Raw genomic sequence first — 13802 nt, 5'->3', positions numbered from 1 at the left:
TGATTTATTATAACTGACTAAACTTCTTATAATTCTCCTCGTTTTCGAAATAATCAACATTTCCTTGCTGATCTTTCAAAACGATATACGCATTTGCTTTATCAATCTCTTTTCCTGTAAAAGGATCTTTTGCTTTACGCGCAGTTTCATCATTCGGAATTCTTTCTACACACATCTTACAACATCCATAATAGGTTTTTCCATCATAAGGAACTTCGAACTGATCTTTGCCCATATATGCATTGTTCACCATACAAACTTGCTTATTCGGAACCTTATCTCCAACATTGTAAGCCGTTGTTTGCGAAGGTTGCATCATATCTGACATCTGTTCTTCATGAACAGTAACTGTTGGTTCTTCTGTTTTATTTTGACAAGATATTAATGCAAAAACACTTAATATTGAAACACCTAAAACTATCTTTAAATTCTTCATTTTCATTCTATTTTTTAATTATTATTTCAATGTTTCAACTGTGCTTCCGCATGTCAACATCATATTTCCGTAGAAAGGATTTTTAATATCTGATTCTTTACTCAACCAATTCGAACCGCCGTTAAACATTGGACAATTTTGATAATAAACTGTATATCCAAGATTTGTTTTTTGAGCTAATTTGTACATTCGCGCTGATAATTTTGCAAAAGTTGTACGTTGTTTTTCAATATTTTTTTCTTGCGATAATTGCTTCGAAGTTGTTTCTAAATCATTCAAAACTTCCATCCAAACCATATGCAATTCATGCGAAAGTTTACCCATTTCTACAGTAGAAATTGATTTAGTAAATGCTGTAATTTGTTTCGAAATTTCACTTTCATTTGCTTTTACAAAAGCATCTTTCAACGAAAAGTAAGTATCAAAAACTTGTGACAATTGATTTTTTTGTTGAGAAGCTTCAGTTTGATTATGAGTAGAATGATCCATTTCTTGATGGTTCATCAACATTTTTTTATCCCGAGAATATTGACAATCTTTTTCCAATTTTGCATAAGCTTCATCAGGCGCCATATACTCTGAGTTATCAAAACCTGCTAGCGCAATATTTTTCAAGATTTCGTTCGAATTTGTTTTTGCTTTATTATATGAAATCGAAGCTGTTTGAGTCGTTGTGTCAAAATCTACTTTCGAAATTCGAGGTTGATTTCCTGCTTTTTCAATTAATTCTTTTGCATTTGCACAACTTCCTTTCACTTGAAATTGTTTGGTTTCTTGATTTTTAAATTGTGCATTTGCAGCAAAAGCAAGAAAACTTCCGATGATTAAAAAACTATACTTTTTCATGATTTTTAATTTAGATTTTATCAATTGGTCGACGCGTATGTTTGCTCAATTGTTTAAAAACAGAAGGCGTTAAACCAGTTACTTTTTTGAATTGTGCACTAAGATGTGCTACACTCGAATAATTCAATTGAAATGCTATTTCACTCAACGATAATTCATCATAAATCATTAATTCTTTGACTTTTTCTATCTTTTGTTGAATAAAATATTTCTCAATTGTTTGCCCTTCCATTTCCGAAAAAAGATTCGAAATATATTTATAATCTAACTTCGTTTGTTCGCTCAAATAATCAGATAAATTGACTTTCAGTTCGTTATTTTCTTGATGAACCAATTGAATAATCAATGTTTTGATTTGTTCAATCAACTTACTGCGTTTATCATCGATTAATTCAAAACCAACTTCTTCCAATTCATTTCGAACCAATTCTAATTGATCAGCATCAATCGGATTTTTCAATTCAACTTCTCCCAATTCGATATGATTTGTTTCGATGTTATTCATCTTCAAAATTCGTCCAACCACTACTTTACAGCGATGACAAACCATATTTTTTATAAATAATTTACTTGTATTTTCCATAATATATTCTTCGAAATTGAGCGATTTAATCCACTTAAATTTACAAAATCTTATGTTACAAATTTCGTACAACTTCATTTCAAAAGATTATACAATTTGGAAGATGATATATATAATTTTCAGATTAATCATTTTTCATTAACCTATTCTTGATAAATGAATTACCAAAATCATCTGTTTTTTGAATATATTTGATAATAATAAAATCACTTAAAATGAAAGCTACCAAAACTCTAACATTTATTCTTACAATAAGTTTATGTTCTATTTTTTCATGTTCAAAAAAAGAAGAAATTACAAATACGAATAAACAAGTCAAAAATGAAACAGATCATAATTCTGATTCATTTAATATAGAAAACATTCCAGTTTCTAATGTAAACTTCAGTGAATTTGGAGAATTTCCACATATTGGAATTCCTGAAAATGTGAAATTTACTAACTCTCCATTAGAAAATGAAACTGGTGAAATCTATTTCCCTATTGGTAAGAAAAATGATTTTGTCAAATTAACTGGTAAAACTTTTAAAGCATTTTTAAGCAAAAAAGATAATGATACAAAAGATTGGTCTGTTGAAGAAATTACTCAAAACTTTGATGATAATATAAAAAAACTTGGTGGTGTTTTAATTTTTAATGGAAAGTTGACAAATGAACAAACTGACTATCTTAACAATAATGATAAAACTTTAGGCGAAGAAGGTTCTATTGATTATTGGAACGAACCTGTAAGAGTTTATGCCATTAGAAGTGCGAAAGGAGATAATATTTACGTTCAATTATCTCTTAATTCGGCTAGTGGTGCCATTCAAATATTACAAGAAAAATCAAAAAATAAATAAATGCCTCAAAAAGAACTAACTCCGTCAGAACAAAATAACTGCATTCAAATTTTGAAAGAGCGTTTTGAGAAAAATATGCACAGACATCAAGATTTGGATTGGCTAAAAATTGAAGAGAAAATCATTAATCAACCTGAAAAAATTTGGTCTTTGCATCAAATGGAAATCACTGGTGGTGAACCTGATGTTATTTTTTATGAGGATAAAACAGACGAGTATTATATTGTAGATTGTTCGGCAGAAAGTCCGAAAGAGCGTAGAAGTTTGGCGTATGATTACGAAGGACAGACGTCTCGCAAAGAACATCAACCAAAAAATAATGCGATAGATGTTGCAAAAAGCATGAAAATTGAATTATTGACCGAAGAAGAATATCGTTTCTTGCAAGCTGTAGAAATTGTCGATCAAAAAACCTCAAGTTGGTTAAAAACACCTGAAAAAATTAGAGAATTAGGCGGTGCTATATTTGGCGATTATCGTTACGGAACTGTTTTTATTTATCACAACGGCGCACAATCTTATTATGCAGCTCGTTGTTTTAGAGGAATTTTAAAAGTTTAGGTACTTTAATAATTATTGTTTACGCTCCACTTATCACCTTTCAAGAGAGGAAATATTCATTTATTTAAAACAAATCATCGCCATGTTGAACTCGTTTCAACATCACATTCTTTTTTTTGTTAGCAACAAACCTTCAAATAAAATCATTATCAATTAATCAGTTATCTATAATCACAATATTTATTTTAAATTATTCTAAATAAATATTGCCTAACTAAATCTTTTTCCTAATATTTGTATTTTAATTTAGACTTAATACAAATAATAATGAAAAAACTATTTATTTCTACTGCAATCTTAGCGCTATTAGCAAGCTGCACGAATAAAGAAGCAAAAAATGAATCGACTGAAGAAGTAAAAACAGAGAATACTATTTCGAAAGAAAAAATTGTTTCTTTAAATGGAGCGATTACTGAAATTTTAGCTGATTTAGGAGAAGAAAATAACCTTGTTGGTGTTGATGTAACAAGTACTTACCCTACTTCTGTAAAGGAAAAAGCGACAGATTTGGGACATACTCGTTCTTTGTCAATCGAGGCTTTATTGGCTTTGAAACCAACAAAAGTATATGCAACGGATAAAGACTTGAATCCAGAACAAATTGCACAACTAAAAAATGCTGGAATTCAGACTGAAATTGTAAAACAAGATTATTCAGTTGAAGGAACGAAAGAGTTAGTAAAAACGGTTGCAACTTCTCTAAATAAACAAGATTTTGATGCTATTACTACTAAAATTGATACAGATTTAAAAGCTGTAAAACCTTTGGCTACAAAACCAAAAGTATTGTTCATTTACGCTCGTGGAGCAGGAAATTTGATGGTTGCTGGAACAAACACACCAATGGAAAAAATTATTGGAATTGCTGGTGGACAAAATGCCATTACAGAATTTGAAGATTTCAAACCATTAACACCAGAAGCAGTTGTAAAATCAAATCCTGATTATATTTTGATGTTTGACAAAGGCTTAGAAAGTATTGGTGGCGTTGACGGCGTATTAAAATTAGAAGGTGTAGCTTCTACAAATGCAGGAAAAAACAAAAAAATCATCGCGATGGATGGTCAATTGGTTTCTGGATTTGGACCACGTGTCGGGCAAGCAGCAGCGCAATTAAATCAATTACTTCAAAAATAAAAAAGTCTAAAACAATATGTATCCGCAAATCAGAATACATCTTTCTTTGTTAAGTTTAAGCATCTTTGGTCTTGCAATTCTTGCATTATTCTTGGGTGTTTATCAATTTAACGAATCCATCCTATCCATCATCAATAAAGCGATTACCAATAGAACTGCTATCAACGACAGCGATTATTATGTGCTTTTCGATTTACGATTACCACGTATTATTATGTCTATTTTGGTAGGTGCTGGTTTGGCAGTTGCAGGAACTTGTCTACAAGGTATTTTCAAAAATCCATTGGCATCTCCAGACTTGATTGGGATTACATCAGGAAGTATTTTATTTGCTGCAATTACGATTGTTTTGGGAGGATATATCAAAGATTTTGTTCCAGAAATTATCCATTACTCATTGCTTAGTTTGATGGCATTTGTCGGCGCTATGTGTTCCACAGTTTTTGTGTATAAAATTTCTTCGCATCATCAAAAAACAAATATCACCATTTTGTTATTGGCTGGTGTTGCAATTTCTGCGCTTTGCGGTTCTGCAACAGGACTTTTAACATATCTATCTACAGAAGAAGAATTACGCAATCTAACATTTTGGACATTAGGTAGCATTGCAAGTGCTAACTGGGACAAAATCTTAATTTTAGGAATTGTTATTAGCATCAGTTTTTACTTTTTAATTGGAAAAGGAAAAATATTAAACGCGATGATGTTGGGCGAAAAAGATGCTGAACATTTGGGAATTAATGTCGAGAAAACAAAAAAACAAATCATCGTTTTTTCAGCTTTATTGGTTGGTACAATTGTTTCTTTTACAGGAACAATCGGATTTGTAGGGTTAATCGTTCCCTATATTTTACGATTAGTCTTCAAATCAAATTATGTGATAATTCTTCCATTATCTGCATTCTTAGGCGCGATATTAGTCATTGTTGCAGATACAATTAGTCGAACATTAGTTGCTCCATCCGAAATTCCAATCGGAATTTTAACTTCATTAATGGGAGCGCCAGTTTTTATTTCAATTTTAATGAATTATAAAAAATCATTGTAATGTTAGCGGTAGAAAATATTAATTATCAACACAAATCATTCAAGATCTTAGATACGATTTCGTTTGATGCAAAAGTAGGAAAAATGATTGCAATCGTTGGACCAAACGGTGCTGGAAAATCGTCTTTATTGAGCTATATCGCGAATGAAATTGAACCAAATGCTAACCTAATTCGACTAAAAGACATTGCCTTAAAAAATTGGAAAAAAGAAGATTTACCGCAACATAAAGCTAAATTTTCGCAACATCAACCAACTGATATTCCACTAACAGTGAAGGAAGTTGCGCTGATGGGACGTTATCCATATTTCCAAAATTCACCTCAACAACAAGACATCGATGCTGTTGATTATTGGATGACCAAAACCGATATCAATCATTTAAAAGACAGGGATTACATTCATCTTTCTGGTGGCGAAAAACAGCGTGTACATTTGGCGCGCGTTTTTGTGCAATTGGAGAATGAAGTCAATCAAAAACTACTATTATTAGACGAACCTTTGAATAATTTGGACGTTTCTCATCAATTTAATTTGTTAGAAATTCTGAATGATTTTAAACAAAAAGGAAACTTAGTAATTTTGGTGATGCACGACCTTAATTTGGCTTCTCAGTTTGCTGATGAAGTGATCTTGATGAACAAAGGAAAAATTGTTTATCAAGATAGTCCAGAAAAGGTTTTCCGACCAGAAATCATTTCCAAAATTTATAGATTTCCTTGTACCATTTGTAAAAATCCAATCGACCAAAAACCACTTATTTTATTCGGTAAAAAAACAATTACAATGAACACACTTACAGATTTAAAACAACAATGGAAAGATTTGAAAGCAAATCAACCTAAAATTAGAATACGTAACGCAGCGAAAGAACTTGGCGTTAGCGAAATGGAACTTTTAGCAACACAATTAGGCGATAATGTTACAAAATTAAAACCTGAATTTGCTGCGATTTTACAAGAAATAGAATCACTTGGAAAAGTGATGGCTTTGACGCGCAACAACGAATGTGTACACGAACGCAAAGGTATTTACCTAAATCCTGATTTTTCTTCACCTCACGCACAACTTTTTGTTGGGGAAGATATTGATATGCGAATTTTCTTGAATCATTGGAAAACCGCTTTTGCAGTTGTAGAAAAATCTGAACATGGAGAACGCAAAAGTTTACAATTTTTCGGAAAAGATGGTGAAGCAATTCACAAAATATATTTGGTTCCGCAAAGCAATGTAGAAGCATTTGATGCATTGGTTGAGAAATACAAAGACGAAGAACAACAAGCAATTCCTGCAACAGAAATCATCGAAAATAATGTTACAGAAAAATCTGATAACGAGATTGATGTTGAAGGTTTTCAACAAGCTTGGGTTGAGTTGAAAGACACGCACAATTTCTTTACAATGTTACGCAAATTCGGAGTTACACGTACACAAGCGTTGCGTTTGGCTCCGACAGATTATCATGCAAAACAAATTTCAAATGAAGCAATTGTTCAATTCTTAGAAAAATCTGCCGAATTGCAAACACCAATCATGGTTTTCACAGGAAACAAAGGAAATATTCAGATTCATACAGGTGAAATTAAACGTACGATGTGGCACGAAAACTGGTTCAATATTTTGGATCCAGATTTTAATATGCACTTGGATATGTCAAAAATTGCCTCGACTTGGATTGTTAGAAAACCTACTGAAGACGGTATCGTAACAGCGATTGAGGTATTTAACGATAAAGGAGAAATTATTGTTCAATTCTTTGGGAAAAGAAAACCAGGTATTCCTGAATTGGAGCAATGGCGCGAAATTGTTGCTGAATTGAATTAAGAAGAATCTAACCAAATCTTATATTTCACACTAAATTTTACCCGATTAATAGAAAATGTTAATCGGGTTTTTTATTATTTTCCTTTTTCTATATAGATATGCTTTGTATAAATAGTAGCGTATCTATCATAAGATATCCACAAAGTAAAAAGTAAAGGTTGATTTTATAATTATCAATGTACAAACAATTAAAAACAGACTTGTTTATAATAAACCAAGGACTCGGGTAAGATAAAACAACTGTGTTTATAATAAACCGAGGACTCGGGTAAGGATAAACAGACCTGTTTGTAATAAACCGAGGACTCAGGTAAGGTAAAACAACTATGTTTATAATAAACCGAGGACTCAGGTAAAGTAAAACAACTATGTTTATAATAAACCGAGGACTCAGGTAAGGTAAAACAACTATGTTTATAATAAACCGAGGACTCAGGTAAAGTAAAACAACTATGTTTGTAATAAACCGAGGACTCGGGTAAGGATAAACAGACTTACTTTGGAAGAATGCCTACGAAGTTATATACATCCAACTCTAATAAAAAAGGTCGTCTTTCCAGACGACCTCACACAAAGAGACAAATAAAGTACTCAAAACTTTATTTCAAAACTATTTTTTTCGTTTCAACTTTATCGGCAGATTGTATTTTTACGATGTAAATTCCAGCCGAAAGTTTACTTAATTGTATTGTTTTATTTGTAAATGATGAAGTTGGTTGATAGCTTTCCTGATGCACCAATTGTCCATTTATCGCATAAATTTGAATATTTAATGGAGACGATTTCGCTTCTTGCGAATTGTACACCAAACCAATTGTTTTCGGTTGAGAAGCGGTATAAATATCAAACTTCGTTTTGGCTAATTCTGTTGTTCCTAAATTAGCTGTTACATTTTCGTAATCGAATGTTATTTTTCCTGTAGAAGATCCTTCAAACGTTTTGAAAACCAATTTATAAATCTGATTTGTAGATGTATTTTTGATAAAATGATTCGTAGGATTCACTACATAAGACCAACCCGATAAGGTTTTCCAATTATATCCAACTGCATTAATATCTGCTACATAAGCCATATCATCAGTAGGATTTCCAGATTCTGTTTTCGCCACTTTGATCAAATCACTTTGCAAAACTCCCGTTACCGTATACATCACAACATCACCCTCATTCGTTGTAAGTGGTGTAACATATTTTGTAAATTTCAAATCCCATTTACTTTGGTCTGGCTCTGGTGTAACTGCTTTATCAGTCAATAAACTATAATAATTGAACAAATTTGTTGGATTGGTTTTATGCGCAAGATTTACTTTTGTATCAGCCGACCAAGTTCCATTTGTCAATTTAGAATACGTAAAATTATATTCGCCTAAAGGAGCTGCAAAATTATCTATTTTCAATTTCACATATTCTCCTGTTGCATATTTCAATACAAAAATGATTGAACCATTTACGTAATGATTTGCAATACTATAATTACCCCAACCATATGTCGCAGAACCATTATTGAAAGCGCCTTTTTGCCAATCTGTGTCCGAATTGTACAAAGCTGTCCACGTAGATAAATTAGCAACATCAATACTATTCCATTTTGAGACATCATTCGACGCTTCGTAAACTTCTATCCCTGCGCCATCGTTTACTCTAATTCCTGTAGACATATTCGATTTTCGATAAAATGATATCTCCCAATCGTTTCTATTTACAGAATTCGTCGATTGGTCTGCCAATCCGTAATAAACATCATTTGTATAACCAGCACCCATAGTAACTTCGCCTTTTATGGTTTGAGCATTTATTACAACAGATGTTAGAATGATTGATGCTAAAAGTGTAAATTTGTTTTTCATGATATAATAATTTTTTAATTGTTAATCAGAATTAGAACAGTCAATCCGAGAGATTACACTCTGACCCGTATGACTCGGATTGACGCATTCTAACCACTAATAATGAGTATGTTTATGATAAATTTATTTGATAAGTTTATATTCAAATTTTGGATAACCTCTCACACCAGAAGCATTCAGAAAAGCTAACATTTTAATTTTGTAATAATTATTTTCTGCATCTTTGATGATATAAAATCGATCCGAAAATAATTTTTGAGGTGCAGTAACTTGTCGCCAAGAATCACCAATTGCACGCTGATCGTCTAAAAATTTTGTTTCATCAATCATCGTTTCATTAAATTTTTCGTAGGTAATTTCATTGGTTACATCTACACGATAGGCTTTTGCACCCGCTTTCAAATTATTGACCACATAATCCGAATATCCATACGAACCATTTCCTGTAATAAGATTAGTAAAAACTGTAAAGTTTAAATCCCATTCTAATTTTGAAGGTTCAACATTTACAAGATCATTCGTCGTAAAACTGAAGTGAACAAAATTGTACGTTGTCGTTTTTGCAATTACTTTTTCTTTGTAAGTCGTATCATCCAAATCTGCATATTGCATCACATATTGCTCGTCTTTTTTGATGAATTTCACTTTTTTCCAACCGCGCGAATTTCCAGCAACAGCTGCCGAACCAACCGCAGGCGTTGAAGTTCCCACTTCGTAACCCAAATTCAGTAAATAAACTGGATTATCCGACTCTTTAATTTCCCCAATCGCTGTTTTCAAAATATCTCCAGCAGGATCGTCAACATATTCTTTGTTCGAATCTGTAAATGTACCTACCGCAACTTCGTTGATTAATTTCCCAACCGATGCTTTTGTTACTTTCGACAAATCGGTTTCGTCCAACGCTTTTACCGCCATATAAATAGAAGTATTTAACATCACGCGGAAATTTGTTCCATTATAAAACCCTAAATCCCAAGAATCTCTTTTTACCTTTGTTTGCGTTCCTTTACTTAAGTCTACATAAACTTGATATTGCTCATTTGGTCCGCCAATTTCCACATCCATTGTTCCTCCAATCGAATTTTCGAAAGAGATTTTTGTTGACGAATATCCTTGAATAATCGCTGATGGATAATCAATTTTTGTAATTTCAAACTGAATCGTTTTATCAGAACGATCAAATGGATAAATCAAATTCTTAAACGTAAAACTTGTTGACGTTTCACCTTTTTTGATTGGTATAATAATTTCTTGATTTGTAACTGCAACAGAAGTTGAATAATCAACATTATAAGTAGCTTTATCTTCGGTTATTTTAATATGAATTTGTCCATCTTGTTCTGCAACTTTAGAATAAATTAGATTTATTGTTTTCTCATTATCAATCTTACTAAAATCGATGCTTGCATCCTTAAAAGCAACAACAAAATCTTGTCCAATTGGATTGTTTTCATAATTACATGACCACAAAAAAGAAAGACTAAACAATAGGATATATATAAATATTTTTTTCATGATTTTTTGATTAATTAATTCCTAAATTGAAGGTAAGTTTAGCAAAATACGAACGTCCATATCCATACAAAATACTTGTAGAACCTTGGCTATGCGCACCATCATTTCCAGATGAACTGTTCAAATACTTTACATCAAAAAGATTTCTTGCACCAATTGTTAAACTAAGTTTTTTGTTCCAAAAACTTTGTCTTATTGACGCATCTATCCAGTTAAAAGCTTCTTGTTTACCTTTTACTAAAATTTGTTCACTTGTATTTGACGGATTATTTTTCAAGACAAATTGCTCTTGAGCTCCATTGTATTTATAGAAAAGTGAGAAAATTGTATTGGTTTTTGGCAAAGTGTACGAAACATTTGCATTGATTTGCGTTGAATAGAAATATTTATTTTTAACTGAATTTACAGCAACTGCTTCATCAATATCTTGCTTGATGCCTGTCAACGTAAAACCAACTCCTCCCGAAAATTGATGGACTTTGAATTGATTCAAATACGTAATACCTTGTACATCGTAATTATCAATATTACGATATTGATATTTCAATGGAGATTCTTCGACAACAATCAAATCAATCTTATCTTTCAGATTAATTTTCCACAACGATACTTTTTGCTCTAATGAATTATTTTCTCCGATATACCAATTCTTTTTTAAGTGAACAAAAGCAGAAACTCCTTTTTCTGGATTCAGATTTTCGTTTCCTTGCACATTATGATTGACGTCTACGAAATACGAATACATTTCCTCATAATTTGGCAAACGTGGTGAAGTACCAACAATCGCGCGCAATTCCCATTGTTTTCCAAATAGATATTTCGCACTCAAACTCATCACATACTGCTTATCAAATTGCTCCGAAAACATCACGCGAGCGCCTGGACGAAACGAAAGTTTATCATTTAGATTAATTTCAGAAGAAGCAAAAAAATCATACGTTCCTAATTTTCTTTCTATAGGTTTTTGGAAAAATTCTCCTGCCGAAGTTGAAGCAAAACCTTTTGTTTGATCGATTTCATAACCAAATTGAAAATCGAAATAATCATTTTTATTGATAAAATTGCTGAACATCCCTTTCGAATAATACACTTTTCGACTTTCATATTCGAATTTGTTTACATCATGTTCAACACCTTCAAGAATTTCATAATTATACGATTTCAATTTTCTTTTTTGTTCTTGATACGAAAACGAAACATCATAATTAATTGCTTTTCTAAATCGTCCTGAAGCATTTAAGTGATTGTAAATACGATCTGTTGTGTACACTCTATCTTTTCCAAAATAATCTACCGTCGCAGTTGGCGCATTCGGTGCAAGAGTTGGATTGGGATCGTAATACTTAGTTTCTTCGTTGAAATATTCGAATTTATAAAACAAACGATAATTGTCTTTTTTATATTGAACAAATGCCTTTGCTGCATTTTGTTCTTTTGGCAACCATTCGTATCCTCTCAATCCGTCATTATTAGGATAATTCTTTCCTTTTTTATCATCAAAAAATCCTTGAAAATCATTACGTGAAAAACTTAAATTAGCGTAGATTTTGTCTGAAAATTTATGCCCGATTTTCAAGGATTGTATATGTCTTCCTTTATTTTTCCAATTGTATTCATCTCCAATTGTTTCCTCTTGCAAAGTCGCAGAAATATCAAATTTATTCTTCCCTCCTTTTTTAGTAATAATATTGATTACTCCCGCAATAGAATTTGCTCCATATTCCACTCCCATCGCACCTTCTACGATTTCTATTTGTTGAATATCATCTAAGTTAATCTGCGTTAAATCGGTATTATTCCCTAAACCTTCGTCGTTAACTAATGGAATATTGTCCACCAAAATTTTGAAATATTGTGCATCCAAACCAAACATTTGCACCGTCGATTTTCCTGTAGAAGAACTCGGAATAATATTCATATTCAATGTTTGATTTAAAACATCTGCCAATGTGTTTCCTGCTTGTCTCTCGATCATTTCTTGCGAAATCACTTTTACTTCGTAAATAGATTTCTTGACCGATTGCGCATTATATTGCCCAGAAATCACGGTTTGTTCCAAATTAATCGTCGAATCTTTTGGAAACGAATTAATTTCTTGAGCCTGTAGAATTAGTGTTGTAAGTAAGCTTAGTAGAAAAAAGCGCCTCTTCATTTGTCCTTAATTTTATTATTTAGAATTAGTCTAATAATTAATAAGACAAATGTAAACGAATTTTTTAATTTATTTTTATTTATTCTAAATTAATTTATTGAATAGTGATAAAAATCGAGCTTCGTCTTCTAATTCTGATAAAAGAATGAGATGTTAAAACATTATTAATCAATTTAATTGTTAAAGAATTAAATTAAGGAAAGTAAAAATTGAACGAAATTAAAACGAATTATTTTCGTTTAGGTTTTGTTTTCGTAACAGCAAAATAAGACGCTGTAAAAGCAGACAAACTTTTGTAACCGACTTTATAAGCGATTTCGCTCAATGTAAAATTATTGGTATCTATTAATTCAATACTTCTTAGAATTCGGACAAGTTGCATATATTTTTGAAGTGTAATTCCTGTTTCTTGTTTGAAAATTCGTTGCAAATTTCGAGCAGACATATTCGCTTTATCTGCTAATTCATTTAGATTAAAATTTGTGTATAATGAGAATGAATATATTCACTTACAGGAATTAAACGTCTATCAACAAGAACTGGCAATTCTAGATTATGGTTTTCATCGCAAAAATGAGGCAAACTATACAACATCGAATTTAAGAAAATCTTTTGCTCCTCCTCTTCAACCAAAAATTTATTCCATTTTGAAGCGTATAACATCATTTCCTTTAGAATCGGCGGTGCAACAAAAACATGGATATCGTTGTAAAAATCTTCCTTAAAAACTTCTTTAAATAAAATCAACATTGGATTGACCGTTTTCGCCTCGGAAGTTGTACGATGTAGCTTATTTGCAGGAATCCAAATCACTTGATTTTGAGGAACTAAATAAATCTTTTGTTCGATATAAAAATATTGGTAACCTTCTTCAACATAATTCAATTGGAAATAGTCATGCGAATGAACCTCATCTGCATTTTTACGATTTTTCTCGTACCAAACGTATGTATTGGTTGTCATATGATCCGAATATTCTCCAATAATTTGTTGTCGTACTTCATGACTT

General features: G+C 31.7%; 13 protein-coding genes and 1 pseudogene. 6 read left to right on the top strand and 8 right to left on the bottom strand.

The window, feature by feature from the left end:
• Positions 1 to 7 precede the first annotated feature (7 nt).
• Genes B2X73_RS04275 through B2X73_RS04265 form a run of 3 tightly spaced genes read right to left on the bottom strand, consistent with a single transcriptional unit; the run spans position 8 to position 1865 of the window.
• Positions 8 to 436 (bottom strand): hypothetical protein, encoded by a 429-nt coding sequence (locus B2X73_RS04275; RefSeq protein ID WP_371875732.1) that lies wholly within the window; start codon positions 434 to 436, stop codon positions 8 to 10.
• A 21-nt stretch (positions 437 to 457) separates the two neighbouring features.
• Positions 458 to 1282, bottom strand: coding sequence for a DUF3347 domain-containing protein (locus B2X73_RS04270; protein WP_286496079.1), 825 nt, complete (start codon positions 1280 to 1282; stop codon positions 458 to 460).
• Positions 1283 to 1292: 10 nt separating this feature from the next.
• Positions 1293 to 1865 carry a helix-turn-helix domain-containing protein gene (locus B2X73_RS04265; protein ID WP_180906139.1) on the bottom strand — a complete coding sequence of 191 codons (573 nt, stop codon included), beginning with the start codon at positions 1863 to 1865 and terminating at the stop codon, positions 1293 to 1295.
• Positions 1866 to 2080: 215 nt separating this feature from the next.
• On the opposite strand from B2X73_RS04265, the gene B2X73_RS04260 reads away from it, so the two are divergent.
• The 6 genes and pseudogenes from B2X73_RS04260 to B2X73_RS04235 all read left to right on the top strand — a co-directional run bounded on the left by B2X73_RS04260 (position 2081) and on the right by B2X73_RS04235 (position 7276).
• Positions 2081 to 2707: a hypothetical protein gene (locus tag B2X73_RS04260; RefSeq protein WP_219034431.1), complete on the top strand. Its 627-nt coding sequence runs from the start codon at positions 2081 to 2083 to the stop codon at positions 2705 to 2707.
• Positions 2708 to 3268 carry a DUF4256 domain-containing protein gene (locus tag B2X73_RS04255; protein WP_219034430.1) on the top strand — a complete coding sequence of 187 codons (561 nt, stop codon included), beginning with the start codon at positions 2708 to 2710 and terminating at the stop codon, positions 3266 to 3268. It begins immediately after the preceding gene.
• A gap of 267 nt (positions 3269 to 3535) precedes the next feature.
• Entirely contained in the window at positions 3536 to 4405 is an 870-nt protein-coding gene (locus tag B2X73_RS04250; protein ID WP_219034429.1) for a heme/hemin ABC transporter substrate-binding protein, read from the top strand.
• 16 nt (positions 4406 to 4421) lie between these two features.
• Complete coding sequence (locus B2X73_RS04245; protein WP_286496080.1) at positions 4422 to 5453, top strand: FecCD family ABC transporter permease; 1032 nt, start codon at positions 4422 to 4424, stop codon at positions 5451 to 5453.
• A pseudogene (locus B2X73_RS04240) lies at positions 5453 to 6157 on the top strand (ATP-binding cassette domain-containing protein); the annotation flags it as partial. The gene B2X73_RS04245 and the pseudogene B2X73_RS04240, both read left to right, overlap by 1 nt.
• A gap of 81 nt (positions 6158 to 6238) precedes the next feature.
• Positions 6239 to 7276: a hemin-degrading factor gene (locus B2X73_RS04235; RefSeq protein ID WP_286496085.1), complete on the top strand. Its 1038-nt coding sequence runs from the start codon at positions 6239 to 6241 to the stop codon at positions 7274 to 7276.
• 599 nt (positions 7277 to 7875) lie between these two features.
• Here B2X73_RS04235 and B2X73_RS04230 read toward each other — a convergent pair.
• The 5 genes from B2X73_RS04230 to B2X73_RS04210 all read right to left on the bottom strand — a co-directional run.
• Positions 7876 to 9123, bottom strand: coding sequence for a T9SS type A sorting domain-containing protein (locus B2X73_RS04230; protein ID WP_286496081.1), 1248 nt, complete (start codon positions 9121 to 9123; stop codon positions 7876 to 7878).
• Between the two features lie 123 nt (positions 9124 to 9246).
• Positions 9247 to 10641 carry an HmuY family protein gene (locus B2X73_RS04225; protein WP_291095814.1) on the bottom strand — a complete coding sequence of 465 codons (1395 nt, stop codon included), beginning with the start codon at positions 10639 to 10641 and terminating at the stop codon, positions 9247 to 9249.
• A gap of 10 nt (positions 10642 to 10651) precedes the next feature.
• Positions 10652 to 12793 carry a TonB-dependent receptor plug domain-containing protein gene (locus B2X73_RS04220; RefSeq protein WP_219034425.1) on the bottom strand — a complete coding sequence of 714 codons (2142 nt, stop codon included), beginning with the start codon at positions 12791 to 12793 and terminating at the stop codon, positions 10652 to 10654.
• A gap of 229 nt (positions 12794 to 13022) precedes the next feature.
• Entirely contained in the window at positions 13023 to 13238 is a 216-nt protein-coding gene (locus B2X73_RS04215; protein ID WP_286496083.1) for a helix-turn-helix domain-containing protein, read from the bottom strand.
• A 23-nt stretch (positions 13239 to 13261) separates the two neighbouring features.
• A partial coding sequence (locus B2X73_RS04210; RefSeq protein ID WP_291095812.1) for an AraC family ligand binding domain-containing protein occupies positions 13262 to 13802 on the bottom strand: 541 nt, incomplete at its 5' end.

It is taken from the genome of Empedobacter sp. UBA7252 (assembly GCF_002472765.1).
Lineage (GTDB): Bacteria > Bacteroidota > Bacteroidia > Flavobacteriales > Weeksellaceae > Empedobacter > Empedobacter falsenii_B.
The sequence above is the reverse complement of the archived record's forward strand: the minus strand, read 5'-3'. Positions and strand labels throughout refer to the sequence as shown.

Bases quoted from the DNA above. Each gene is read 5' to 3' on its own strand.
- B2X73_RS04250 (WP_219034429.1), top strand. From the start codon at position 3,536: ATGAAAAAACTATTTATTTCTACTGCAATCTTAGCGCTATTAGCAAGC.
- B2X73_RS04220 (WP_219034425.1), bottom strand. From the start codon at position 12,793: ATGAAGAGGCGCTTTTTTCTACTAAGCTTACTTACAACACTAATTCTA.
- B2X73_RS04265 (WP_180906139.1), bottom strand. From the start codon at position 1,865: ATGGAAAATACAAGTAAATTATTTATAAAAAATATGGTTTGTCATCGC.
- B2X73_RS04260 (WP_219034431.1), top strand. From the start codon at position 2,081: ATGAAAGCTACCAAAACTCTAACATTTATTCTTACAATAAGTTTATGT.
- B2X73_RS04235 (WP_286496085.1), top strand. From the start codon at position 6,239: ATGAACACACTTACAGATTTAAAACAACAATGGAAAGATTTGAAAGCA.
- B2X73_RS04215 (WP_286496083.1), bottom strand. From the start codon at position 13,238: ATGTCTGCTCGAAATTTGCAACGAATTTTCAAACAAGAAACAGGAATT.
- B2X73_RS04255 (WP_219034430.1), top strand. From the start codon at position 2,708: ATGCCTCAAAAAGAACTAACTCCGTCAGAACAAAATAACTGCATTCAA.
- B2X73_RS04230 (WP_286496081.1), bottom strand. From the start codon at position 9,123: ATGAAAAACAAATTTACACTTTTAGCATCAATCATTCTAACATCTGTT.
- B2X73_RS04245 (WP_286496080.1), top strand. From the start codon at position 4,422: ATGTATCCGCAAATCAGAATACATCTTTCTTTGTTAAGTTTAAGCATC.
- B2X73_RS04270 (WP_286496079.1), bottom strand. From the start codon at position 1,282: ATGAAAAAGTATAGTTTTTTAATCATCGGAAGTTTTCTTGCTTTTGCT.
- B2X73_RS04225 (WP_291095814.1), bottom strand. From the start codon at position 10,641: ATGAAAAAAATATTTATATATATCCTATTGTTTAGTCTTTCTTTTTTG.
- B2X73_RS04275 (WP_371875732.1), bottom strand. From the start codon at position 436: ATGAAGAATTTAAAGATAGTTTTAGGTGTTTCAATATTAAGTGTTTTT.